The organism is Thiomonas arsenitoxydans (assembly GCF_000253115.1).
Taxonomy (GTDB): Bacteria; Pseudomonadota; Gammaproteobacteria; order Burkholderiales; family Burkholderiaceae_C; genus Thiomonas; species Thiomonas arsenitoxydans.
This window is the reverse complement of sequence record NC_014145.1, coordinates 2,447,773-2,469,709: the sequence shown is the minus strand read 5'-3', so window position 1 is coordinate 2,469,709 and position 21,937 is coordinate 2,447,773. Positions and strand designations below refer to the sequence as shown.

At 62.9% G+C, this 21,937-nt stretch carries 20 protein-coding genes and 2 pseudogenes; 10 read left to right on the top strand and 12 right to left on the bottom strand.

Translation table 11 applies throughout. The features are described from left to right. Positions 1 to 26: 26 nt before the first annotated feature. Positions 27 to 973, bottom strand: a pseudogene (locus THI_RS18900) (diguanylate cyclase domain-containing protein); the annotation flags it as partial. A 237-nt stretch (positions 974 to 1,210) separates the two neighbouring features. Here THI_RS18900 and THI_RS11490 point away from each other — a divergent pair. Then, a complete protein-coding gene (locus tag THI_RS11490) occupies positions 1,211 to 2,197 on the top strand; it encodes an aldo/keto reductase (RefSeq protein WP_013106421.1) in 987 nt (328 codons plus the stop codon). A 97-nt stretch (positions 2,198 to 2,294) separates the two neighbouring features. Further along, entirely contained in the window at positions 2,295 to 4,193 is a 1,899-nt protein-coding gene (locus THI_RS11485; protein ID WP_013106420.1) for a sensor domain-containing diguanylate cyclase, read from the top strand. A gap of 17 nt (positions 4,194 to 4,210) precedes the next feature. Here THI_RS11485 and THI_RS18135 read toward each other — a convergent pair whose 3' ends face one another. The 5 genes from THI_RS18135 to yjgA form a co-directional block, all read right to left on the bottom strand. Further along, positions 4,211 to 5,368, bottom strand: coding sequence for an ABC transporter ATP-binding protein (locus THI_RS18135; RefSeq protein WP_013106419.1), 1,158 nt, complete (start codon positions 5,366 to 5,368; stop codon positions 4,211 to 4,213). Further along, positions 5,356 to 6,180 carry an ABC transporter permease gene (locus THI_RS11475; RefSeq protein ID WP_013106418.1) on the bottom strand — a complete coding sequence of 275 codons (825 nt, stop codon included), beginning with the start codon at positions 6,178 to 6,180 and terminating at the stop codon, positions 5,356 to 5,358. The genes THI_RS18135 and THI_RS11475 overlap by 13 nt, the downstream gene beginning before the upstream one ends. A gap of 111 nt (positions 6,181 to 6,291) precedes the next feature. Then, positions 6,292 to 7,242 (bottom strand): extracellular solute-binding protein, encoded by a 951-nt coding sequence (locus THI_RS11470; protein ID WP_231836181.1) that lies wholly within the window; start codon positions 7,240 to 7,242, stop codon positions 6,292 to 6,294. Positions 7,243 to 7,339: 97 nt separating this feature from the next. Beyond that, the gene (gene mog / locus THI_RS11465; RefSeq protein ID WP_050985951.1) at positions 7,340 to 7,963 is read right to left on the bottom strand and encodes a molybdopterin adenylyltransferase; all 624 of its coding nucleotides are present in this window, start codon (positions 7,961 to 7,963) and stop codon (positions 7,340 to 7,342) included. After that, positions 7,941 to 8,513 carry a ribosome biogenesis factor YjgA gene (yjgA, locus tag THI_RS11460; protein WP_013106415.1) on the bottom strand — a complete coding sequence of 191 codons (573 nt, stop codon included), beginning with the start codon at positions 8,511 to 8,513 and terminating at the stop codon, positions 7,941 to 7,943. The genes mog and yjgA overlap by 23 nt, the downstream gene beginning before the upstream one ends. 90 nt (positions 8,514 to 8,603) lie before the next feature. Here yjgA and pmbA point away from each other — a divergent pair, with 90 nt between their 5' ends. From pmbA to THI_RS11445, 3 genes are all read left to right on the top strand, one after another. Continuing rightward, positions 8,604 to 9,959 carry a metalloprotease PmbA gene (gene pmbA / locus THI_RS11455; RefSeq protein WP_013106414.1) on the top strand — a complete coding sequence of 452 codons (1,356 nt, stop codon included), beginning with the start codon at positions 8,604 to 8,606 and terminating at the stop codon, positions 9,957 to 9,959. 231 nt (positions 9,960 to 10,190) lie between these two features. After that, positions 10,191 to 11,273 (top strand): TRAP transporter substrate-binding protein, encoded by a 1,083-nt coding sequence (locus THI_RS11450; RefSeq protein WP_013106413.1) that lies wholly within the window; start codon positions 10,191 to 10,193, stop codon positions 11,271 to 11,273. A 137-nt stretch (positions 11,274 to 11,410) separates the two neighbouring features. Continuing rightward, on the top strand, positions 11,411 to 12,496 hold the full coding sequence (locus tag THI_RS11445; protein WP_013106412.1) for a TRAP transporter substrate-binding protein: 1,086 nt from the start codon (positions 11,411 to 11,413) through the stop codon (positions 12,494 to 12,496). Positions 12,497 to 12,546: 50 nt separating this feature from the next. Here the strand turns inward: THI_RS11445 and THI_RS11440 are convergent, their stop codons facing one another. Beyond that, positions 12,547 to 13,455, bottom strand: coding sequence for a LysR family transcriptional regulator (locus tag THI_RS11440; protein ID WP_013106411.1), 909 nt, complete (start codon positions 13,453 to 13,455; stop codon positions 12,547 to 12,549). A 91-nt stretch (positions 13,456 to 13,546) separates the two neighbouring features. On the opposite strand from THI_RS11440, the gene THI_RS11435 reads away from it, so the two are divergent. Further along, positions 13,547 to 14,611, top strand: coding sequence for a DMT family transporter (locus tag THI_RS11435; RefSeq protein ID WP_013106410.1), 1,065 nt, complete (start codon positions 13,547 to 13,549; stop codon positions 14,609 to 14,611). Here THI_RS11435 and THI_RS19380 read toward each other — a convergent pair. The 5 genes and pseudogenes from THI_RS19380 to THI_RS11415 all read right to left on the bottom strand — a co-directional run. Continuing rightward, positions 14,582 to 14,899: pseudogene (locus THI_RS19380) on the bottom strand (phosphatase PAP2 family protein); the annotation flags it as partial. The gene THI_RS11435 and the pseudogene THI_RS19380 sit on opposite strands and share 30 nt — an antisense overlap. Before the next feature lie 183 nt (positions 14,900 to 15,082). Beyond that, on the bottom strand, positions 15,083 to 15,556 hold the full coding sequence (locus tag THI_RS11430; protein WP_231836179.1) for an RDD family protein: 474 nt from the start codon (positions 15,554 to 15,556) through the stop codon (positions 15,083 to 15,085). A gap of 59 nt (positions 15,557 to 15,615) precedes the next feature. Next, the gene (locus tag THI_RS11425; protein ID WP_013106407.1) at positions 15,616 to 16,251 is read right to left on the bottom strand and encodes a DUF3106 domain-containing protein; all 636 of its coding nucleotides are present in this window, start codon (positions 16,249 to 16,251) and stop codon (positions 15,616 to 15,618) included. A gap of 29 nt (positions 16,252 to 16,280) precedes the next feature. Further along, complete coding sequence (locus tag THI_RS11420) at positions 16,281 to 16,700, bottom strand: DUF3619 family protein (RefSeq protein WP_013106406.1); 420 nt, start codon at positions 16,698 to 16,700, stop codon at positions 16,281 to 16,283. After that, entirely contained in the window at positions 16,697 to 17,260 is a 564-nt protein-coding gene (locus THI_RS11415) for an RNA polymerase sigma factor (protein WP_013106405.1), read from the bottom strand. Before THI_RS11415 ends, THI_RS11420 begins: the two co-directional genes overlap by 4 nt. A gap of 376 nt (positions 17,261 to 17,636) precedes the next feature. Here THI_RS11415 and THI_RS11410 point away from each other — a divergent pair, with 376 nt between their 5' ends. The 4 genes from THI_RS11410 to THI_RS11395 all read left to right on the top strand — a co-directional run bounded on the left by THI_RS11410 (position 17,637) and on the right by THI_RS11395 (position 21,932). Further along, positions 17,637 to 19,427, top strand: coding sequence for an acetolactate synthase 3 catalytic subunit (locus THI_RS11410; protein ID WP_013106404.1), 1,791 nt, complete (start codon positions 17,637 to 17,639; stop codon positions 19,425 to 19,427). A gap of 189 nt (positions 19,428 to 19,616) precedes the next feature. Next, positions 19,617 to 20,108 carry an acetolactate synthase small subunit gene (gene ilvN / locus THI_RS11405; RefSeq protein WP_013106403.1) on the top strand — a complete coding sequence of 164 codons (492 nt, stop codon included), beginning with the start codon at positions 19,617 to 19,619 and terminating at the stop codon, positions 20,106 to 20,108. Further along, the gene (gene ilvC, locus THI_RS11400; protein ID WP_407830066.1) at positions 20,077 to 21,204 is read left to right on the top strand and encodes a ketol-acid reductoisomerase; all 1,128 of its coding nucleotides are present in this window, start codon (positions 20,077 to 20,079) and stop codon (positions 21,202 to 21,204) included. Before ilvN ends, ilvC begins: the two co-directional genes overlap by 32 nt. An 86-nt stretch (positions 21,205 to 21,290) precedes the next feature. After that, positions 21,291 to 21,932: a phosphatidylserine decarboxylase gene (locus THI_RS11395; protein WP_013106401.1), complete on the top strand. Its 642-nt coding sequence runs from the start codon at positions 21,291 to 21,293 to the stop codon at positions 21,930 to 21,932. Positions 21,933 to 21,937 lie beyond the last annotated feature (5 nt).

Genomic DNA, 21,937 nt, shown 5'->3' with positions numbered 1-21,937 from the left:
GGGCGCGGAAATGGCGTGATCGTGCCCTAATCGTGTCGCCTGTCGATGTCTGACTTCAGGTAGTAGGCGCGCTTCTCGGCGTACATCTGCTGGTCGGCGCGGTGGATGGCGGCTTCCAGGCGTTCGCCGGGCATGCAGGTGGCGATGCCCATGGAAAAGCTCAGTCGCGGGGACTGGTGAAACTGGTTGTTCAGGTCGACGAGTTCGAGCAGGCGCTGGCTTAGCGTTTTGGCGGCGCTGGCGTCGGCGTCGGGCAGCAGCAGCACGAATTCATCGCCGCCTACGCGAGCGGCGACCTGCGGCTTGTCCACCAGTTTGGCGAGCACCTCGCCCGCGCGGCGCAGCAGGCCGTCGCCCGCGGCGTGGCCGAGTTCGTCGTTGACGGATTTCAGGCCGTTGAGGTCGAGCATGATGACGCTCACAGGCCAGGCCTCCTTGCGTTCGAGGCGGTTGATTTCGTCGACATAGAAGGTGCGGTTGCGCAGGCTGGTGAGTACGTCGTGGTTGCCCAGGAATTCGAGATAGGCCTCGGCCTTTTTGCGTGCGGTGATGTCCGTGAGCGAGACCAGCACCTGCGCCCAGTCGTCTTCATGCCCGGGCATGACGGCGAACTGCATGTGGGCGTTGATCGGCTGGCCCTTGAGGCTGTAGTTGATGACTTCGCGCTGCTGGGTGAGCTTGCCGTTCCACAGGTCAGGGCCTGTTAACGCTATTGATGCACCCGCATGTCGTCGCGGAACACATGCTGCAGGTTGCGCAGCAGACGCGGCTTGTCGCTGGCGCCCACCATGCTCAGGGTCTGATGGTTGACGTCGAGCACGCGGATTTCCTGCATGCAGCGGTCGATGAATTCCGGATGCACGCGCAGGAAAGTGGGGAAGTCAGTGATGCCCTGCTCGCGCAGCATGGACAGCAGCCTGCGTACCGCGCTGAAATCCTCGACCCAGAGCGAAACCGGCGCGAGTTCGAACATATTGGCGAGTTCGCCTGGCTGCAGTGTGGGGGCGGTCATGGGCGGGCGAGGTGCGGGGATATCGAGAGATGCAAATTTTAAGAAGTGTTCTTCAGGCAGGCGCGGGCTGAAACAACAGGAAACTGCGGCTGACGTGAACTTTTTCCGGTTTACCCACGGTAACAGCGAACGCCCGCGCGAACCGATAGGCTAAGTCTTGATGCCCACATGTTTGCTGGGTGAGCAGGAGGAATAGTGATGCAGTACCGACAATTGGGCGCTGATGGGCCGGATGTCTCGGCTCTCGGTTTGGGATGCATGGGGATGTCCGAGTTTTACGGGCAGGGCGACGACGCTGAATCGATCGCCACCCTTCGCCGCGCACTCGATCTCGGCGTGAATTTTCTCGATACGGCCGACATGTACGGCGTAGGACGTAACGAGGTGTTAGTCGGCCGCGCCATCAACGGGCGTCGCGATGAGGTTTTCCTGGCGACCAAATTCGGCAATATGCGCGGGCCGAATGGCGAGTTTCTGGGGGTAAACGGCCGCCCCGATTATGTGCGCCAGAGCTGCGAAGCCAGCCTGAAACGGCTGGGCGTGGACGTGATCGATCTGTATTACCAGCACCGCGTCGATCCCGAGGTGCCGATCGAGGAGACGGTGGGCGCGATGGCCGATCTGGTGCGCGCGGGCAAGGTGCGCTGGCTCGGGCTGTCCGAGGCCGCGCCGGCCACCATCCGCCGCGCGCACGCGGTGCATCCGATCTCTGCGCTGCAGTCGGAGTATTCGCTCTGGTCGCGCGACCCCGAAGGCGTGCTGCTCGACACGGTGCGCGAGTTGGGCATCGCTTTCGTCGCCTACAGCCCGCTGGGTCGGGGTTTTCTCACCTCGCAGATCAAGTCGCTCGACGATCTGCCCGAAGACGACTGGCGCCGTCGCTCACCGCGTTTTCAGCCGGAGACCTTTGCACGCAATCTGCGTCTGGCTGAAACCGTGCGGCAGATGGCCGAGGCGAAAAACTGCACCCCGGCGCAGTTCGCCCTGGCGTGGCTGCTGGCGCAGGGCGATGATGTCATCGCCATTCCGGGCACCAAACGGCGGCGGTATCTGGAGGAAAACATGGGTGCATTGCGGGTGCGCTTGAGTACGGCGGATCTCATTCGCATCCATCAGGCGGTGCCGCCCGGTGCGGCCAGCGGCGAGCGCTACCCGGAAGCCGGGATGCAGGCGGTCAATCGTTGAGATTCCGATTCTTCGGCGCAACACCCGGAGATTTCCAGAGGGACGGTGCTTGGGCAAGTCGGTAACATGACTTGACATTCCAAGAAAAATCGTTCCCATGCCAGCCTCACCACTGACCGATCCCGAGATTCTTCAAGCCCTGACCGCCGAAAGCCGGCCCCTGCCGTCGCCCAGCGCGGTCGCGCTCGAACTCATGCGCGCGCTGGAGCGGCGCGATCTGGGTATGCGCGACATCGCCAACATCGCGCGCAAAGACCCGGCCCTGGTGGCGCGCATGATTCAGCTTGCCAACTCGGCCATCTTCGCGGGCATGCGCCCCGCGGTGGCCATTGAAGAGGCGGTGCTGCGCATCGGCACGGGCGGGCTGGCGCGGCTGGCCATTGCGCTGTCGCTCATGCAGGCGAGCAAGGTCACGGATATCGAAGGTTTCGATCTGCGCCGGTTCTGGATGACCTCGATCCAGCGCGGTCTGGTGTTCCAGTATCTGTCGCAGCGTGTGGGCAAGATGCCCAGCGCCGAGGCCTTCAGCCTGGGCCTGCTCGCCGATGTGGGACAACTCGCGATGGCCGTCAGTCTGGGCGCGCAGGCGGTCTATATCGGCGCCGAGGGTTCGGTTCAGGTGCTGCAAGATCCGCAAGTGCAAATGCAGCGTTATGGCTACGACCAGGGCGACGCCAGTGCAGTGTTGCTCGCGCACTGGGGCTTTCCAGTCGTTCTGGCGCAGGCCGTGCGTATTCGGCCACAGACGCCGGGGGCTGCGGAAAGCCGCGAAGCGCAGTTGGGCGAGTGCGTGGCGCTCAGCCGCAGCCTGCAGCTTCGTCCCGATGGTGTGGCGCCCGATGCCGGGCAGATGCGCAGCCTGGCCGAACATCTGCATCTCAGCGAAAGCGATCTGCAGGGTGTGCTCGCCAGCGCCGCGCAAGACATGGCGGGCATGGCCGCGGTATTCGAGATGAAGCTCGAACAGGCCGAAGTGGATGCCGAGTTCGACCGTCTGCGCCGCGCTCTGGCCACTCCGCCGCTGCTCGACGAACCCATTGCCGACGAAGTGCTGATTGTGTCGAAGGACGCCGCGCTGCGTCTTGGCCTGCGGCAGGCGCTCGAAGCGGCTGGCCATGCGGTCGTCGAAGCCGCCACCCCGGCCGAGGCGTTTGAGATCGTGCAGATTCAGGGGCCGCGGGTGGTCGTGCTCGATTGGGCCGACGGCGACAGCGCGGCGGCGCTCTGCCGCAGCCTGCGCACCGAGCGCGGCCCGCGTATCTACTTGCTGGCCCTGTCCCGCGATATGGAGCAGCACGCGGTGCTGAACGCGCTCGATGCCGGCGCGAACGACGTGCTCTTTGCCCCCGTCTTGCCGCAAATGCTGATCGCCAAGGTGCAGACCGGAGCGCGCGCTACGCGGGTGCTCGCCGCTGCCGAGGCCGAGCGCAGCCACGGCTTGCGTACCCTGCGCACGCTGGAACAGCGCAACGCCGAGTTGCTGCAGGCCGCGGGTACCGACGAGCTGACCGGCGTGGGCAACCGCCGCGCGCTCGACGCTTTTTTGCCGCCGCTTTTTGCCCAGGCCGCAGCCGAGGGTCAGCCGCTGGCGTGTCTGATGTTCGACCTCGATGAATTCAAGCGCATCAACGACCGGCTGGGCCATGATGTGGGAGATCAGGCCTTGCGTGCCGTGGGGCGTGTGCTGCGCCAGCAGTCGCGCGGCATGGATTTTGTTGCGCGGGTGGGCGGCGAGGAGTTTTTGATGCTCTGCCCGCAAACGACCGAAGAGGCCGCGATGCGCGTGGCCGAGCGCATCCGCGCCGCCATTGCAGTCCCACAAGCCGATTTGCCGCCCTTGTCGGTCAGCGTGGGGGTGGCTCTGGGCGCCGCGGCTTTTGCCGACGCCGCATCGCTCATCCGTGCCGCCGATCAGGCTTTGCTGCAGGCCAAGCGACTGGGCCGCAACCGGGTTTGTCTGGCGCCGACTGCTTCCTCTGCGGCGGCGAGCAATTGATCTGAATGATCTGAATTTCAGACCAGCAGATGCAGGTTGGCCTGCCGGATACGCAGGCCAAGTGTGCCGCCGATCTCCAGCGCGAGTTCGCACCAGAGCGTCGGCAGGGCGTAGGTCTCGGCTTCCAGCCCGCAGGGCAGCGCACAGCGCAGCCGCCACAGCGGGCCTTCGCATCGGGCTTCGATCAGGCGGGCCGTCAGGGTGAGGCTGTCGTCGTCTTGAGTCACTAAAGCCGAGGCCGAAGCCGGGCAGGGATGCACCGCCTCGGCGCGAACGGCCAGGGTGACTCGGGCGCCGGGTTGCAACTCGACGCCAGCAGGCAGCGTGCCGCGCCAGTCCAGCACGGGCTGCGCTTCGATGCCGAGCGAGAGCACGTCCTGTGCGCCCAGCCGCGACTGTGCCAGCACTTGAAGCGGCCACAAATTGTCCACACCCGCCAGTCGCGCCGTGGGCAGATCGGGCGGGCGCTCGAAGACTTGTTGTGGCGTGCCCGCTTGCAGCAGACGCCCGCCATAGAGCACGCCCACGAGGTCGCCCAGCAGGTGTGCGTCCACCGGGTCGTGCGTCACCAGCACGGTGGTGATGGCGCGCTCGCGCAGCAGTGCAGCCAGGGTGCGTCGCAAGCTAGGGCGGGCCTCGGGGTCGATGGCCGAGAAGGGTTCGTCGAGCAGCAGCAATTCGGGCGCACCGACCAGCGCCCGTGCCAGCGCAACCCGCTGCCGCTGGCCACCGCTGAGTTGGTGCGGGTACTGGTTCAACCAGGGCCGTAGATCGAGCGCGTCGAGCAGCGGATCGAGATCGGTCTGTGCGCCTCGGCCGAACTGCAGATTGCGCGCAATCGTCCAGTGCGGAAACAGCGCATCGCGCTGGAACATATAGCCGATGCGGCGCTTCTCCGGCGGCTGGGCGGTGAGGTCTTGCGCGCCCAGTTGCACCTGCCCGGCGCGCGCGGGCAGGAAGCCGGCGAGGGTGTCGAGCAGGGCGCTCTTACCCGCGCCGTTGTGGCCCAGCAAAACCAGGGTCTGGCCGCGCGGAACTTGCAGATCGACGACGGCCGACTGCCAGGCGCCGATGCCCCATTGCAGTCCGCGTAAACGCAGGGCGCCGGGCGCGCCATGAGCCGAGCCGGTGACTGCGGGCGTTGCCAGGACGGTGCGTTGCGTCAGTGCAGCCATGCCTTTTGCCGGTCTTGCGCGGGCTGCGGCGCGCGCACCGAGGCGAGCAGCCTCAGTCCCCAGAACAGCGCCATGACCACCAGCAGAAACAGCACCGAAGCCGCCACGGATTGCCGCAGCCCGGACTGCAGGAACAGGTCGTAGATGCGTATCGGCGCGGTCATCGGGTAATAGGCCAGCAGCACCACAGCGGCAAACTCGCCGATGGCGCGGGCGAAGCACAGCGTCAGCCCGGTGCCAATGCCCTGACGGGCCAGCGGCAGGGTGACGCGGCGAAATACCTCCCACGGCGCCGCGCCCTGAATGCGCGCGGCGCGCTCGATCTGCAGGTCCACCGCCTCGAATCCGCCGCGGGCGGCGTTCACCGCATAGGGAAGGCCGACATAACTCATCGCCAGCACGATGCCGGCAAACTTGCCCCAGAACTCCAGGCCGATGTGGGCCAATGGTGCGCCCAGCCAGCCGCCCCGGCTGAACACCAGCAGCAGCGCGATGCCCGCAATGGTGTGCGGAATGGTGAGCGGCAGATCGACCAGCGCTTCCACCGCGCTCTTGCCACGAAACTGCTGCCGAGCCAGCACATAAGCCAGCGGCACGGCGAACATCGCAGCCAGCACCGTGCTAAACAGCGCCGCGCCCAGACTCAGGCCAATGGCGCTGCGCACATCCGCCATCGCCGCCACCTGCCGCAGATCGCCAAACGTGGGGTGCAGCAGTAGGGCCAGCAAGGGCAGGGCGATGAAGGCCAGCAGCGTCGCGCCGATCAGCCAGAACACCCAGAACATCGGGCTGCGCGCCTCACGCCTGAACATAGTTTGCGTTCCTCGGCGAGGTGATCACAGTGACACGCCCGCCGGGCCGCCCCAAGGGCGTGGCGCCCCTTGAGGGGAGAGCCAAGCGTAGCGCAGGCTTTCGGGGTGGGCTCATCTTGGCCAGGCCACTGTGAGCTTGCGCAGGTCCGCAGGAACTTTGTCGCGGTTCATGGCGTAGGGTTGCTTGAGCGGAATGAAGCCATTGGCCGCAATGACCTTTTGCCCTGCTGGTCCGAGCAGGTAGGCGATGAACTCCTGCGCCAGCTTGGGATGCGGGGCGGTCGTTGGGATCGTGACCGCGTAAATGATGGGACGGCCGGAAAGTTCGCCGTTCTTGGTCTTGGCGCTGGCCTTGGCGTAGTCGGCGTCGAACTTGGGATCGCTGAGGTTGATCTGCGGCGGCAGGTCGATGGACTCCATGTGATGCTGCACGGCATCGGAGCGGTAGATGGCGAGATAGTCGATTTGACCGAGCTGCAGCGCCGAGATCAGATCGGTCTCGGTATCGCGCATATTGCTCTCGGGCGAGTTGGCCAGCACCTTGGCTTCAAGGTCGGGCTGTTTGTAATAGCGGCCGGCCAGATCGAGCATCTGCAGGGTTTGATAGCCCGAGGGATCGGTGTTGGGGTTGGATCGCCCGATCTGCACGCCGGGTTCGGAGAGAATTTTCCACCAGTTGTCGGCGTTGATCTCCTTCGCGCCCTTGCTCTTGGGGGTGTAGATGAAGGTGATGGCGTTGCCCAGAAAGCCGATGGACCAGTCGGCCGTGGGTTTGTTGCCCTCATCGCCCTTGAACATGTACTTGGGGATGACCGAATAGTCGGCCACAGCCACTACGTCAGCCGGCTGGTGCAGAACAGTGACCTGCTTGACCATTTTGACGCTGCCGCCGAATTGCGGCTGCACGGTCACGCCCGGATGCAGCTTCTCGAAGCCGCGTGCCAGGGTGGTGAACGATTTGCCGAGAGTGCCCGCGGCGAACACGGTCAGGGTTTCAGCCTGGGCCGTGGTGCAGGCGGCTGCCAGCGCCAGTGCGCTCAAGGTGAGAGGGAGTGTTTTCATCGGGTGCATTGCAAGTCTCCTGTCGTTGTGCATTTTGAGCATAACGCGAAAGGCCGACGTTTGTCGTGCCCGCAGAAAGCAAGGTGGTGACAGCGGGTTACGAAACCCGTGGCGGCCGCTGCGCCGATTTAGGGCGGAAGGCCACGCACACTGCGGGGTCGGTTTCCAGATACGGCCCGCCGATCAGATCGACGCAATACGGCACCGCGGCGAACAGGCCCGGCACGACGCTTTGACCGGCGGCGTCGTGCACGCCTTCGAGCGTTTCGGCAATCGACTTGGGCTGGCCCGGCAGATTGATGATCAGCGTTTTCGCGCGGATCACTGCGGTCTGCCGCGACAGAATGGCGGTGGGCACGAAGTGCAGGCTGATGCGGCGCATCTGTTCACCGAAGCCGGGCATCTCCTTGTCGGCCACATCCAGCGTGGCCTCCGGGGTGACGTCGCGCGGAGCGGGGCCGGTGCCGCCCGTGGTCAGCACCAGGTCGCAATGCTCGGAGTCCACCAGTTCGCACAGCGTGTTGGCGATCTGCAGGCGGTCATCGGGTATCAGCCGTTCAACAAAGCTCACCGGGTTGAGCAAGGCGCGCCCGAGCCAGTCGCGCAAGGCGGGAAGGCCCTTGTCCTGGTAGATGCCGGTGCTGGCGCGGTCGCTGATGGAGACCAGGCCGATGCGCACACGGTCGGCGGCGGACGTTTCAGAAACTGGGGAGGGGTTCATCGTCTGCGGGATGGTGAGGTGTGTCGTGCGCGGCGATGGCCGCTTTGACGAACTGGAAAAGTTGACGGGTGAGTCGCGGCGGCTTGTCGGCACCGACTTCGGCGCGTGCGCCGCGCACGAGCTGGCGCAATTGTTGCGCGTCGGTGCTGGGGTATTTGTCGAGGAATTCGGTCTGCGCCTGATCGTCGGCCAGCAGAACGTCGCGCCAGCGCTCCAGCGCGTGCATGCGGGCCACGCTGGCGCGGTCGTCCTGGGTGGCTGCGGCAATGACCGCGCGCACTGCGTCGGCATCGGTCGAGCGCATCAGTTTGCCCACATAAAGGGTCTGGCGCTTGCGGCCGCCATGCGCGGTGATGCGCTGTGCTTCTAGCACGGCATCTCGCAGGGCTTCGGGCAGATCGGCCTGCCGGATGGTGTGGGCTGGCAGACTGATCAGTTGTTCGCCCAATTCTTGCAGCGCAAGCATGTCGCGTTTGACCTGGCTTTTGCTCGGCGGTCGGTCGTCGGGTGGATCAAAGGCGGGGCCGGTGGGGCGATGCGGGAATTTCATGGCTCTTATTATCCGTTGAGTTCATGCGCGCCTTGGCCACCTGCCCATCCTGGACAGTGAGCCGGGCCGCCAAAAAAGGAATGCCATATCGTGGGACGTTTCGCCTACAACAAATCGCAGTTTCAGGTTCTCGCCCAGCAGGCACTCGAACAGGCGCGCAAGGTCGGCGCCTCGGACGCTCAAGTGGAAGTCTCCGAAGGGCAGGGCATGTCGGTCGGCGTGCGCAACGGCCAGATCGAGAACGTGGAGCACAACCGCGACAAGAGTCTGTCCATCAGCGTGTTCGATGGCCAGCGCCGCGGCCATGCCAGCACGTCGGACTTTTCGGCAGAGGCCATTGCGCGCACCGCGCAGGCGGCGTTTGACATCGCCCGCTACACCGCCGAAGACGACTGCGCCGGGCTGCCCGAGGTGGAGATGCTGGCCATCGGTCAGCAACAGCCGCAGCTCGATCTCTATCACCCCTGGGATCTGACACCGCAGAGCGCGGCCAAGATCGCGCTGCGCGCCGAGAAGGCCGCGTTCGCCGTGGACCCACGCATCCGCAACAGCGAAGGCGCCAGCGTATCCGCGCAAGAGTCGCACTTCGTATTGGCCAACAGCCGCGGCTTCTGCGACGGCTACGCTACCTCGTCGCATAGTCTGTCGTGTGCGCCCATTGCAGGCCGCGGCGACGACATGCAGCGCGATTACTGGTGGACGTCCGAATGCGACCCCGCCGACCTGGCTTCTCCCGAGGCGGTGGGGCGTTACGCCGCAGAGCGAGCGTTGTCGCGGCTGAAGGCGCGCAAGCTGTCCACGCGCAAGTGCCCGGTGTTGTTCGAGTCGCCGCTGGCCTCCGGCCTGATCGGCAGCTTCACCCATGCCATCAGCGGCGGCGCGCTGTATCGCAAATCCTCTTTTCTGCAGGACAGTCTGGGACAGCAGGTGTGGGCCGATCACATCGACCTGATCGAAGACCCCACCCTGCCCAAACGCCGCGGCAGCGCGCCGTTCGACAGCGAAGGTGTGGCCACGCACAAGCGCAGTTTGGTGGACGGCGGCGTGGTGCAAGGCTATCTGCTCGGCACTTATTCGGCACGCAAGCTCGGCATGCAGACCACCGGCAACGCCGGCGGCGCGCACAACCTGCTGCTGCAAAGCCGCCTCACGCAGGCAAAGGATGATCTGCGCGCCATGCTGCGCAAGCTCGACACCGGGCTGTTCGCCATCGAACTCATGGGCCACGGCGTCAACTATGTGACGGGCGACTATTCGCGTGGGGTCATGGGGTTTTGGGTGGAGGGCGGAAAAATCCGCTATCCCGTGCAGGAAATCACCATCGCGGGCAATCTGCGCGACATGCTGCGCAATGTGGTGGCCGTGGGCGCGGATACGCACACCTATGGCAGCAAGACCACGGGCTCCATCCTGATCGACGGCATGACGGTGGGCGGCGCGGGCTGAGTTTGCCGAGCCCCTCGCACAAGGCCGCCTTCGGGCGGCCTTGTCGTTTGCACGTCCGCATTGGTGACTTCAAGTCAAAGCTGATTCGCGCCAGAGTCAGGAATCCTTCGCGCTTACCCGCAATGATGCGAATGGTTACAGAAGTTACGATGGTCACGTCGGGTCAAGCCGTCTCGCGACAGCAGAAGAACTCACATCCCGATCCTTTCTTATTCCCCTTCCGGAGACTCCATGGAACGTCGCTCCTTTGTCAAACACGCTGGCCTCGCCGGCATCCTCGCTGCGGGTACCGCCCCGGCCGTCATGGCCCAGCAATCGATACGTTGGCGTCTGGCCTCCAGCTTTCCCAATTCACTCGACACCATTTATGGCGCCGCCAATGTGTTCGCACAAAAGGTCAAGGAACTGACCAACGGCAAGTTCGAGATCTCGGTGCACGCCGCCGGTGAACTGGTGCCGGCGTTCGGCGTGGTCGACGCCGTGCAGCAAGGCACGGTGGAGTGCTGCCACACCGCGCCGTACTACTTCTTCGGCAAAGACCCGACCTTCGCGCTGGGCGGCACGGTGCCGTTCGGCTTCAACTCGCGCCAGATGACGGCCTGGATGTTCCAGGGCAACGGTCTCAAGCTCATGCGCGAGTTCTACAGTCAGTACAACTTCCTCAACTTCCCCTGCGGCAACACCGGCGCGCAGATGGGTGGCTGGTTCCGCAAGCCGATCAAGAGCCTGGCCGACATGAAGGGCCTGAAAATGCGCATCGGCGGTTTCGCTGGCAAGGTGATCGAGCGCATCGGCGTGGTGCCGCAGAACATTCCCGGCGGTGACATCTACCCCTCGCTGGAAAAAGGCACCATCGACGCGGCGGAGTGGATCGGGCCCTATGACGACCTGAAGCTCGGCTTCTACAAGGTGGCAAAGAACTACCTGTACCCCGGCTGGTGGGAAGGCGGTCTGGAGCTTGATCTCTACGTCAACCAGAAGGCCTACAACGCGCTGCCCGCCGACTACAAGGCGGCGGTCGATGCCGCGACGGCCTATGCCCACGTCAATATGCAGGCTGCCTACGACGCCAAGAACCCCCCGGCTCTCAAGGAACTGGTGGGCAAGGGTGCCAAGCTGCAAGGCTTCCCCAAAGACGTCATGGAAGCGGCGTACAAGGCGGCCAACGATCTTTACAGCGAACTGTCCGCAAACAATCCGAATTGGCGCAAGGTCTACGCCGACTGGGTGAAATTCCGCAACGACGACATTCTGTGGTTCCGTTTTGCCGAGAACGAGTTCGACCGTTTCATGTCCACACGCAAGCTCACCTGAGCGCGCTGCCCTAGCCAAAAAAAGCCCGCCGAAGCGGGCTTTTTTCAGGGCGTTTGGGACGGGTCAATACAATTGGAATCATCTTGATATGAAATGAATCATCTGTATCGAGAGTGACTTATTTACCAGGAGACCCTATGGAACGCCGTTCATTTGTCAAACACGCCGGCCTGGCCGGTATTCTCGCGGCGGGTAGCGCACCCGCCGTTGTCATGGCCCAGCAGTCCGTGCGCTGGCGCCTGGCGTCAAGTTTTCCCAATTCGCTCGACACCATCTTCGGTGCGGCCAACATCTTCGCGCAGAAGGTCAAGGAAGCCTCGGGCGGCAAGTTCGAAATCAGCATCCATGCTGCCGGTGAACTGGTTCCACCCTTCGGCGTGGTCGACGCCGTGCAACAAGGTACGGTGGAGTGCGCGCACACCGCGCCGTACTACTTCTTCGGCAAGGACCCGACCTTCGCCCTGGGCTGTGCTGTGCCCTTCGGCATGAACTCCCGCCAGATGAGCGCCTGGATGTATCAGGGCAATGGCCTCAAGCTCATGCGCGAGTTTTATGCAAACTACAACATCATCAGCTTTCCTTTGGGCAATACCGGCGCGCAGATGGGCGGCTGGTTCCGCAAGCCGATCAAGAGCCTGGCCGACATGAAGGGCCTGAAAATGCGCATTGGCGGCTTCGGCGGCAAGGTGATGGAGCGCATCGGCGTGGTGCCGCAGAATATTCCGGGCGGTGACATCTATCCCACGCTGGAGAAGGGCACCATCGACGCGGCGGAGTGGATCGGCCCTTACGATGATCTGAAGCTGGGCTTCTACAAGGTGGCGAAAAACTACCTGTATCCCGGCTGGTGGGAAGGCGGCCCGCAGCTCGACCTGTATGTGAACCAGAAGGCCTACAACGCTTTGTCGGCGGAATACAAGGCCATGGTGGAACTGGCGGCCTCGCATGCGCACATCAATATGCAGGCCATGTATGACGCCAAGAACCCTCCCGCGCTCAAGGAATTGGTGGGCAAAGGCGCCAAGCTGCAAGGCTTTCCGAAAGACGTGATGGAAGCGGCGTTCAAGGCGTCCAACGACCTTTATAACGAGCTTTCAGCGAGCAATCCCCGTTGGAAAAAGGTCTACACCGACTGGGCCAAGTTCCGCAACGACGACATTCTCTGGTTCCGCTTTGCGGACAACGAGTTCGACCGTTTCATGGCCACGCGCAAATTCACCTGATGTGCGCAGAAGTGGTCTGATGAAAACGCCCCGCAAGTCGGGGCGTTTTTTTATTCCAGGGCGGCGGCAAGATGGTCGATCAGTGCGCGCAAGGTGGGCGACACAAAGCGGCTCGGCGGATAGAGTGCGTAGGCACGGCCGCCATAACTTCCCAGGAAATTCCAGTCCGGCAAGACCTGGACGGCAGACCTGTTCTCCAGTGCGTGGCGCGCCACATAGTCAGGCAAGGTGCAGAGCCCCAGACCGACCAGCATGGCCTCCAGCCGCAATGCGCTGTGATTCACGGCATAGCGACCCTGCACGACGACTTTAGTCTCAGTGTCGCCCTGCCGAAAGCGCCAGCACCTGTCGTGAGCATCTTCGCCCAGGGGAAGGCAGCTGTGCACCGCCAGATCGGATGGATGAGTAATGGCCGGGTGGGCCGCAAGATACGCGGGCGCTGCGCATAGAACTTGCTCTACCTGCATCAGTTCGCGCGCGGCAAAGCCTTCGGGCGGATGACGCGTGACGCGGATCATCAGATCGACACCCTCGCGAAAGGGATCGACCTCATGGTCGGTGGCGATCAATTGCAGTTGTACCTGGGGCCATTGCGCCAGAAACTGCAAGAGCAAGGGATGCAGCACATGCCGGGCAAATGCCTTCGGGGCGCTGATGCAGATCGATCCCTTCGGCGTTCCGGCTATTTGTTGCGGCACTTGCATGACGGCGTGCGCCGCGGCGACCAACTCGCCGCAGCGCACGCGCGCCGCGTCTCCTGCGGCGGTCAGACGGAGTTGTCGCGTTGTTCGCAGGATCAGCTGAACGCCGAGGTGTTTTTCCAGGCGAGAGACCTGACGGCTCACCGCCGAGGGCGTGGTGCCAAGCTGCCGTGCGGCTGCGGAGAAACTCCCGGACTCGGCGACTCGCAGGAAGGTCACCATTTCAGGCAGAACGCTCAAAAACGCATTTGTACTCACGGCGCAATAGTCCTGTTCCGGTGGAGGGTCTGGTTTGCCAGGGATGCACGCCCAACAATGGGACAACGCTCCATCTTATGCAGGTCTTTCGATGACAAATCCGCCTATCAAGCGCGCGGCCTCAGCGCCCGCATTTCATGCGCTCAACCTGGGTGTGCCTGAAGTGCTGCTTCTACTGGTTGCGGCAGTTTGGGGTGGCAGTTATGGGGTGACCAAATTGTTGGCTCAGCAGTGGCCGGTGCTCGACTTGCTCGCCCTGCGCTTTGGTTTGACCTTTCTGATCCTGTCGCCGACCTTGCGTCCCCTGTTTACGGCGCAATGGCGAGGCGGATTGGCGGTCGGCTCGATACTGGGACTCAACCTGCTGGCCGTGTTTCTCTGCGAAACCTACGGCGTCACGTTGACGACTGCAGCAAACGCTGCTCTGCTCATCAGTCTTTGTGTCGCGCTGACGCCACTGGTCGAATGGGCGCTATTGGGGCAGCCGCCCACCTTGCGCGTGTGGCAGGCGGCGGGTTTGTCGGTGATCGGAGCGGGCTTGCTGTCGGCAACATCGGGAATCGGCCGCCCGGGCTTGGGCGATGCGCTGGTGCTTCTCGCTGCCTTGCTGAGGGCCGTGATGGTGACTCAAACCAGACGGCTTGCAGCCCGTCATGCCTTGCCCGCACTGACTTTGACCGCCGTTCAATCGGGCGTGGTGACGGTGGGGTTGGCTGCCCTGGTGTGGGTCTGGCGCGGGCCACACTGGCCGTCCATTCCCCTGCGGGCCAGTTTCTGGGCCGGGATGGCGTTTCTGGTGTTGCTGTGCACCGTATTTGCTTTCTTTGCGCAGAACTATGCGGCGTCTCGCACGAGCCCCAGCCGGGTCTCGTTGTTGATGGGTAGCGAGCCTTTGTTTGGCGTGTTGGTTGGCGTTGCTCTGCTGGGCGAGAAGATGACGATACCGGGCTGGCTGGGAGGTGGTCTGATGGTGTTTGCAGCTTGGCATGCCACTCGCCCTGCGAAACAGATGAATGAGACGGCGTCTGCCTTATGCGGGCTTCGCGCCCCGAATCCACAACCTAGCGAGCCCGTACGCCACCAAGACGCACAGGGCGCCCACGAACGCCCCGCCGATCACGTCAGCCGGGAAGTGCGCGCCGACGGCGATGCGTGACCATGCCACCCAAAGCGCGAACAGCCACAGCACGACGCTCCAGGGGCGGGGCAGCGAAAAGGCCAGACTTGCGGCGAGCACCATGGCAAATGCCGCGTGACCCGAGGGAAAGCTGTGCGCAAACTTGGGTTCTCCAAGTACATGAACCATCTGCGGCCCGAAAACCTCAAGCGGTCGCGGAAAGTGGGCCCAGGGTTGGAGTACGCCGTAAATCGAGACAAACAACAGCAGATTGGCCCAGGCATAGACCAGCACACTGCGCAGAGAAATCAGCCGGGGCCAGCGCATCGCGAGGGTCAGCAGCAGGCCGAGGTAGACCGGCAGCAGATGATGGTCGCCCAAGGCGGTGCCCAGGCGTGCGGCGTTGTTCCACACCGTGTTGTCTCCGGCGTGATTGATGGCGAGGAATAGGCGGGCATTCCAGCCGTCCCATGCGTACCAGAGGGCGTGAGGGTCGAGTTTCATGGGCGGTTATCCGTTTGCGGGCACCAGGCGCGTGCCCGCGAGCACATCGTGCAGATACTGACGGTCTTTACGCAGCAGGCTGGTGCCGGCCCACAGCAAAATGCCCGCCGCGAGCAGCCAGCCGGTCTCCTCCGGCGAAAGTTGCAGGGCCGCAGCCAAGGTCAGGGCGGGGACGACCCAGAGCCAAGCCAGAACGGCGCGCCATAGTGCCCGCCCAAGACCGAGCGGCGCCCCGCATGGGGTGACCAGAGCGATTTTCCAGACCTTCATGGGCAGCGTTTGTCGACCTGCACTCCAGAACCCGGCGCCATAGCCGGTGAGCGCAACGAATTCTGCGACTTGGAGGATGACTCGGTGTGTTGCGGACGCCTGCGGCAAACCCAATAAGTGCAGTAGCCCTAGCGTGACCGCCGCAGTGACTAGGGACAGGCCCAGCAGTATGAGCCCTTCATAGAACAGACAGGCCAGGCGTCGGCGCATTGGGGGCGCGTTTAGAGAAAGCATGGATTTGGGCGAAGACGTGCGCCCGCAGTACGAACTTAGCGGGCCGGGCAGCGCAGCACATCCGCACAAGGCAGGGCGGCGGAAGCGACTTTGGCGGGTATCGGCGCCGATGCCGGGAGAGGCGGCTGGGGCGCGGGTTTGACGGGCGGCTTGACAGGTGGCTTGACAGGCTGCGCGTGGCTTGCAGCAGCCTGTTTTTCCTGCAAATATTTGCCCACCTGTCCGGGGTGGGGTTTGGGATGCCGGGCTTCTTCCTTGAGCCGTTCACGTTCGGCCTGAGGCAGTTTTTGGTAGGCCTCCCAGGCTTCGCGGCGGCTTTGCTGCGGCGTCTTGCCGGTGGAGAGAAAATTTTCGCGCGCCAGACGACGTTTTTCCGGACTGAGGTGCGCCCACTCATTCATCCGCTGCTGCAGGGTTTTTTGCTGCTGCGGACTCATTGCTGGATAGCGGGCGGCGATGTCGAGCCATTTTTTCTTGCGGTCGTGATCGAACTCGCTCCAATCGGCTTTCAGGGGGGCAAGAATGTGCTGCTGCGTCGCGCTGAGGTGTTGCCAGCTCGGCGGCGCTTCAGCCGCATGCGTCGGAGTGACGCAGAACAGCAGGGCCACGAACAGGCCCAGCAGCAAGGCGGACTGAAACAGAGCCGACTGAAACAGGAGGGGGCGCTCCATCAGGCGTGGAGGACAGGGGCGCAAAGTCATCAGCGCTCCAGCTTGAGGTAGCGGGCAAATCCGGGATCGGCGTAGGCCGCTGGCGGCAAATCGCCCAGCAAAAGGGCGGTGTCGATGTCGGCCGTGACGCGGATGAACCGTTCCTGTTGATAGTCTTGCAAGACCAGCAGGCCGACGACCAGCACGATCAGCGGCAGAACGGCGCCGAAACGAAACAGCCACGACCTCCAGAGCGAGGGACCCACCAGCGAAAGGGCGCGGCCCTGCGCGACGGCAGCAGTTGCCGAAACGGGCTGAATCTGGGCGACCGCCATCAGCCGCAGGGCCTTGAGGCGCTCGGACTGTTCGGGCGTGATCTGCCGCTCGGCCTGTTGCAGCCGTGTGGCGAGTTGCTGCGCAAGGCGGGCTTCGACTTTGGGGCGCAGCGGATCGGTTGCGTCGTTTTTCATGAGTAGCCCTGGGCTTTCAAAACGCGTGCCAGCGAATGGATGGCGCGCGAGCAATGCGTTTTGACGCTGCCTTCCGAGCAGCCCATGGCTTGCGCGGTTTCGGCAACGTCGAGTTCCTCCCAATAACGTAACAAAAACGCTTCCCGTTGACGTGCGGGCAAACGCGAAATTTCAGTTTCGAGATGTTTCAGGATCTGCATGCGCTGAACCTGGGTTTCGGCGCTTTCGAGATGCTCGCTCAGTGCTTCGAGTTCCAGTGTTTCGAGCAGGTCAAATTCGCCCTCGCTTTCCTGAGATTCAAAATCCGACAGATTGCTGAACAGCGCTCTGCGCACCTTGCGCTTGCGATGCCAGTCGAGAATGGCATTGGTCAGAATGCGCTGGAACAGCAGCGGCAACTCCTGGCGCGGTTTGTCGGCGTATTTGGTCGCCAGGCTGATCATCGCCTCCTGCACCAGATCCATCGCGGCGTCGTCGTCGCGCGTCGAGAACGCGGCGCGCAAAAAAGCGCGCTTGTCGATGCTGGCGAGGAATTCGTTGAGTTCTCGTTCGGTGGCCATCGAGTCGGACGTCGTGCGGTCCGTGAGGATGAGAGGCAACTGCACATTATGCAATGGCGCATCGTTGCACCAAATGGGCTACAGGACGGGCTCAGGAAGCTCAACCAGCCGACCGGCGTTGGGGCGACGTTGGGGCGTCAGTCCGTTCTGATGCGAGACCAAAATCCCCACGATCATGTGCAGCAGTGCTGCGCTGCACTACACTGCCAAGCTCCGTTTGGTCTGAGCCTCAGTGCAGCAACAAGGTGAAATGCGATTTGCATCATCTGCCGCGCCCACAACGTTCCAGATCGCACGTGTATCCCAAAGGCCGGCCACAAGCGGGTGCCGAGGGAGACCTGAAGTCTTTCGTCAGAGAAATTCACAAGGTGAACTCATGGAAATGAATCGCACAGAACACAAGTCGGCCGCAACGGCTGCATCAAAATCCTGCGCGGCAAGCGCGCAGGAACTCACCGGGGCAGAAATCCTGGTGCGATGCCTTCAGGAAGAAGGCGTCGAATTCATGTGGGGCTACCCCGGCGGGGCCGTGCTCTACATCTACGACGAGCTCTACAAGCAAACCTCGATCCAGCATGTACTGGTGCGGCAGGAAGCGGCTGCGGTTCATGCCGCAGACGCGTATGCCCGCGCGACGGGCGAGGTCGGCGTGGCCCTGGTGACCTCCGGGCCGGGGGCGACCAATGCCATCACGGGCATCGCCACCGCGTATATGGACTCGATTCCGATGGTGATCGTCACCGGGCAGGTGCCGACGACGGCCATCGGGCTGGATGCGTTTCAGGAATGCGACACCGTGGGCATCACCCGCCCGGTGGTCAAGCACAATTTCCTGGTCAAGGATGTGCGCGATCTGGCGGCCACGATGAAAAAGGCGTTCCACATCGCCCGTTCGGGTCGGCCGGGCCCGGTGGTGGTGGATGTGCCCAAGGATGTGTCGCGCCATACCACTCAGTTCGAGTATCCCAAGACCGTGGAGATGCGCTCTTACAACCCGGTGCGCAAGGGCCACGGTGGCCAGATCCGCAAGGCGGTGCAACTGCTGCTCTCGGCCAAGCGGCCCTACATCTATACGGGCGGCGGCGTGGTGCTGGCGAATGCGTCTCCCGAACTGCGCAAGCTGGCCGATTTGCTGAAGTATCCCTGCACCAATACGCTGATGGGGCTGGGCGCGATGCCCGGTGAAGACCCGAAGTTTCTCGGCATGCCTGGCATGCACGGCACCTTCGAGGCGAATATGGCGATGCAGCATTGCGACGTGCTGCTCGCGGTGGGCGTGCGGTTCGACGACCGGGTGATCGGCAATCCGGGGCATTTTGCGCAAAACCAGCGCAAGATCGTGCATATCGACATCGATCCTTCCTCTATCTCGAAGCGGGTGAAGGTGGACGTGCCCATCGTGGGCGATGTCGGCGAGGTGCTGCGGGAACTCATCGATCAGCTCGAACAGTCCTTCAAGGCGGGCAACAAGAACGACGGCGGCGCGCTGGCGGCCTGGTGGGCGCAGATCGACGAGTGGCGCAAGCGCGATTGTCTCGCCTATGAGCATTCGACCGAGGTCATCAAGCCGCAGGCTGTGATCGACACGCTGTACGAGCTGACCAAAGACCGCGAGACCTATATCTGCTCCGACGTTGGACAGCATCAGATGTGGGCCGCGCAGCTCTATAAATTTCCCGAGCCGCGGCGCTGGATCAATTCGGGCGGTCTCGGCACCATGGGCGTGGGTCTGCCCTACGCCATGGGCATCAAGCTGGCCAAGCCCGAAGCCGAAGCCGTTTGCGTCACCGGTGACGGCTCTATCCAGATGAACATTCAGGAGCTTGCCACCTGCCTGCAGTATGGCACGGCGGTGAAGATCATCCTGCTTAACAACCGCTATCTTGGCATGGTGCGGCAGTGGCAGGAGATCGAGTACGAAGGCCGCTATTCGCATTCCTACATGGACTCCTTGCCCGACTTCGTCAAGCTCGCCGAAGCCTATGGTCATGTGGGCATCAAGGTGGACAAGCCCGAAGACCTGCGCCCCGCCATGGAGAAGGCGTTTGCGATGAAAGACCGCACGGTCTTCCTCGACATCTCGGTGGACCCCACAGAGAACGTCTGGCCCATGGTGCAGGCGGGTCGGGGGATCACCGATATGTTGCTTGGGTCGGAGGATCTCTGATTTTTGAAAGGCGCAATGCTGTCGGCTCTGCAGGGGTCGTGTCTCACCGGACGCGGCGGTCTGCGGAGTTGCAGCAAGTGCCTTGACCTATCGTGTGCGGCAGTGCTGCACACCCTTCCATCATCAATCTCGCAGCAGCCAGGCGACGCTTACCGGCGCCGCACGAAGCCTGCGTAGAGGAGTGAATTCATGAAACACATCATTGCCGTTCTGCTGGAAAACGAACCCGGTGCCCTGTCGCGTGTGGTGGGCTTGTTCTCCGCTCGGGGCTACAACATCGAATCGCTGGTCGTGGCGCCCACGGAAGACGCCTCGCTGTCGCGCATGACCATCGTCACCAGCGGCTCGGAAGAGGTCATCGAGCAGATCACCAAGCACCTCAACCGGCTCATCGAAGTAGTCAAGGTCGTCGATCTCACCGAGGCTTCCTTCATCGAGCGCGAGCTCATGTTGATCAAGCTGCGGGCCGTGGGCAAGGAGCGCGAAGAGATCAAGCGCATGTCCGACATTTTCCGCGGCCACATCATCGATGTGACCGACAAGTCCTACACCATCGAACTGACCGGCGACGCCGCGAAGCTCGACGCTTTTATCCAGGCGGTCGATCCCACGGCCATTCTGGAAACCGTGCGAACCGGCAGCTGCGGAATTGGCCGCGCCGAGCGTATCCTGCGCGCCTGATTCCAAGACGGCGCATATTTTTTCTTTGTGGCGTGGAGCGTCCCGCCAAGAACACAAAACCTCAACTTCAGGAGCCAATATGAACGTTTATTACGACAAAGACGCCGATCTCTCCCTCATCAAAGGCAAGAAGGTCACCATCGTGGGTTACGGCTCGCAGGGTCATGCGCATGCCCAAAATCTGAATGACAGCGGCGTGAAGGTCACCGTCGGCCTGCGCAAGAACGGCGCATCCTGGGACAAGGCCAAAAAAGCCGGCCTGAAGGTCGCCGAGGTCGAAAAGGCCGTTGAAGGCGCCGATGTGGTGATGATGCTCATGCCCGACGAGAACATCGCCGAGGTCTATCGCAATGCCGTCGAGCCGAACATGAAGAAGGGGGCTGCACTGGCCTTTGCGCACGGCTTCAACGTGCATTACGGCCAGGTTCAGCCGCGTGCCGATCTCGACGTCATCATGATCGCCCCCAAGGCGCCCGGCCATACCGTGCGCAGCACCTACACCCAGGGCGGCGGCGTGCCGCATCTGATCGCGGTGCATGCCGACAAATCGGGCAAGGCGCGCGATCTGGCGCTTTCTTACGCTGTGGCCAACGGCGGCGGCAAGGCCGGCATCATCGAAACCAACTTCCGCGAAGAGACCGAGACCGATCTGTTCGGTGAGCAAGCCGTGCTGTGCGGCGGTACGGTCGAACTGATCAAGGCCGGTTTCGAGACCCTGGTCGAGGCCGGCTATGCGCCCGAGATGGCCTATTTCGAGTGTCTGCATGAACTCAAGCTCATCGTCGATCTGATCTACGAAGGCGGCATTGCCAACATGAACTACTCGATCTCCAACAACGCGGAGTACGGCGAGTACGTCACCGGGCCGAAGGTCGTCACCGAGGACACCAAGAACGCCATGCGTCAGTGCCTCAAGGACATCCAGACGGGTGAATACGCCAAGAGCTTCATTCTGGAAAACCGCGCCGGTGCGCCGACCTTGCTCTCGCGTCGCCGTCTGACCTCCGACCATCAGATCGAACAGGTCGGTGAGAAGCTGCGTGCGATGATGCCTTGGATCAAGGCCAACAAACTGGTGGACAAATCGAAGAACTGATCTTCCGACCCTTTGACTTTCACAACACCCGGCCCATGCCGGGTGTTGTGCTTCATGCCGGGCCTTCCGGCGACTAAACTCCACCCATGACCTATCCCCATCCCATTCTGGCTCGCGAAGGCTGGCCCTTTATTTCCAGCAGCGTGCTGCTTTCCGTGATCGTTTGGGCGCTCGCCGGGTTCTGGTGGTCATTGCCGATCTGGCTGCTGACGATTTTCGTGGTGCAGTTCTTTCGTGATCCCGCCCGTCCGATCCCTCGCGATCCGCTCGCCGTTCTCAGCCCGGCCGATGGCCGCATCGTGGCCATTACGCACGCGTTCGACCCTTACGCCGGGCGCGATGCCCTCAAGATCAGCGTGTTCATGAACGTGTTCAACGTGCATTCAAACCGTGCCCCGGTGGACGGCGCCTTGCGCGATGTGCAATATTTCCCGGGTAAATTTGTGAACGCCGATCTCGACAAAGCCTCCGAGCAAAACGAGCGCAATGCGCTGGTGATCGATTGCGATGGTCGTGTGGTGACTGCCGTGCAAGTCGCCGGCTTGATTGCCCGGCGCATCCTTTGCTACGTCAAGGCGGGCGATGCCCTGCAGCGCGGGCAACGGTTTGGATTCATCCGGTTTGGTTCGCGTGTCGATGTCTATCTGCCGCTGGACACACAGTCGCGCGTTTCGATCGGAGACAAGGTTTACGCCAGCAGCACCGTGCTGGCCGATTTCGCTGCCTGAAGTCC

What these genes read in the sequence shown, in the direction of transcription:
- THI_RS11490 (WP_013106421.1), top strand. Translation starts at nt 1,211, where the DNA reads ATGCAGTACCGACAATTGGGCGCTGATGGGCCGGATGTCTCGGCTCTC.
- THI_RS11485 (WP_013106420.1), top strand. Translation starts at nt 2,295, where the DNA reads ATGCCAGCCTCACCACTGACCGATCCCGAGATTCTTCAAGCCCTGACC.
- THI_RS18135 (WP_013106419.1), bottom strand. Translation starts at nt 5,368, where the DNA reads ATGGCTGCACTGACGCAACGCACCGTCCTGGCAACGCCCGCAGTCACC.
- THI_RS11475 (WP_013106418.1), bottom strand. Translation starts at nt 6,180, where the DNA reads ATGTTCAGGCGTGAGGCGCGCAGCCCGATGTTCTGGGTGTTCTGGCTG.
- THI_RS11470 (WP_231836181.1), bottom strand. Translation starts at nt 7,242, where the DNA reads ATGAAAACACTCCCTCTCACCTTGAGCGCACTGGCGCTGGCAGCCGCC.
- mog (WP_050985951.1), bottom strand. Translation starts at nt 7,963, where the DNA reads ATGAACCCCTCCCCAGTTTCTGAAACGTCCGCCGCCGACCGTGTGCGC.
- yjgA (WP_013106415.1), bottom strand. Translation starts at nt 8,513, where the DNA reads ATGAAATTCCCGCATCGCCCCACCGGCCCCGCCTTTGATCCACCCGAC.
- THI_RS11450 (WP_013106413.1), top strand. Translation starts at nt 10,191, where the DNA reads ATGGAACGTCGCTCCTTTGTCAAACACGCTGGCCTCGCCGGCATCCTC.
- THI_RS11445 (WP_013106412.1), top strand. Translation starts at nt 11,411, where the DNA reads ATGGAACGCCGTTCATTTGTCAAACACGCCGGCCTGGCCGGTATTCTC.
- THI_RS11435 (WP_013106410.1), top strand. Translation starts at nt 13,547, where the DNA reads ATGACAAATCCGCCTATCAAGCGCGCGGCCTCAGCGCCCGCATTTCAT.
- THI_RS11430 (WP_231836179.1), bottom strand. Translation starts at nt 15,556, where the DNA reads ATGCGCCGACGCCTGGCCTGTCTGTTCTATGAAGGGCTCATACTGCTG.
- THI_RS11425 (WP_013106407.1), bottom strand. Translation starts at nt 16,251, where the DNA reads ATGGAGCGCCCCCTCCTGTTTCAGTCGGCTCTGTTTCAGTCCGCCTTG.
- THI_RS11420 (WP_013106406.1), bottom strand. Translation starts at nt 16,700, where the DNA reads ATGAAAAACGACGCAACCGATCCGCTGCGCCCCAAAGTCGAAGCCCGC.
- THI_RS11415 (WP_013106405.1), bottom strand. Translation starts at nt 17,260, where the DNA reads ATGGCCACCGAACGAGAACTCAACGAATTCCTCGCCAGCATCGACAAG.
- THI_RS11410 (WP_013106404.1), top strand. Translation starts at nt 17,637, where the DNA reads ATGGAAATGAATCGCACAGAACACAAGTCGGCCGCAACGGCTGCATCA.
- ilvN (WP_013106403.1), top strand. Translation starts at nt 19,617, where the DNA reads ATGAAACACATCATTGCCGTTCTGCTGGAAAACGAACCCGGTGCCCTG.
- THI_RS11395 (WP_013106401.1), top strand. Translation starts at nt 21,291, where the DNA reads ATGACCTATCCCCATCCCATTCTGGCTCGCGAAGGCTGGCCCTTTATT.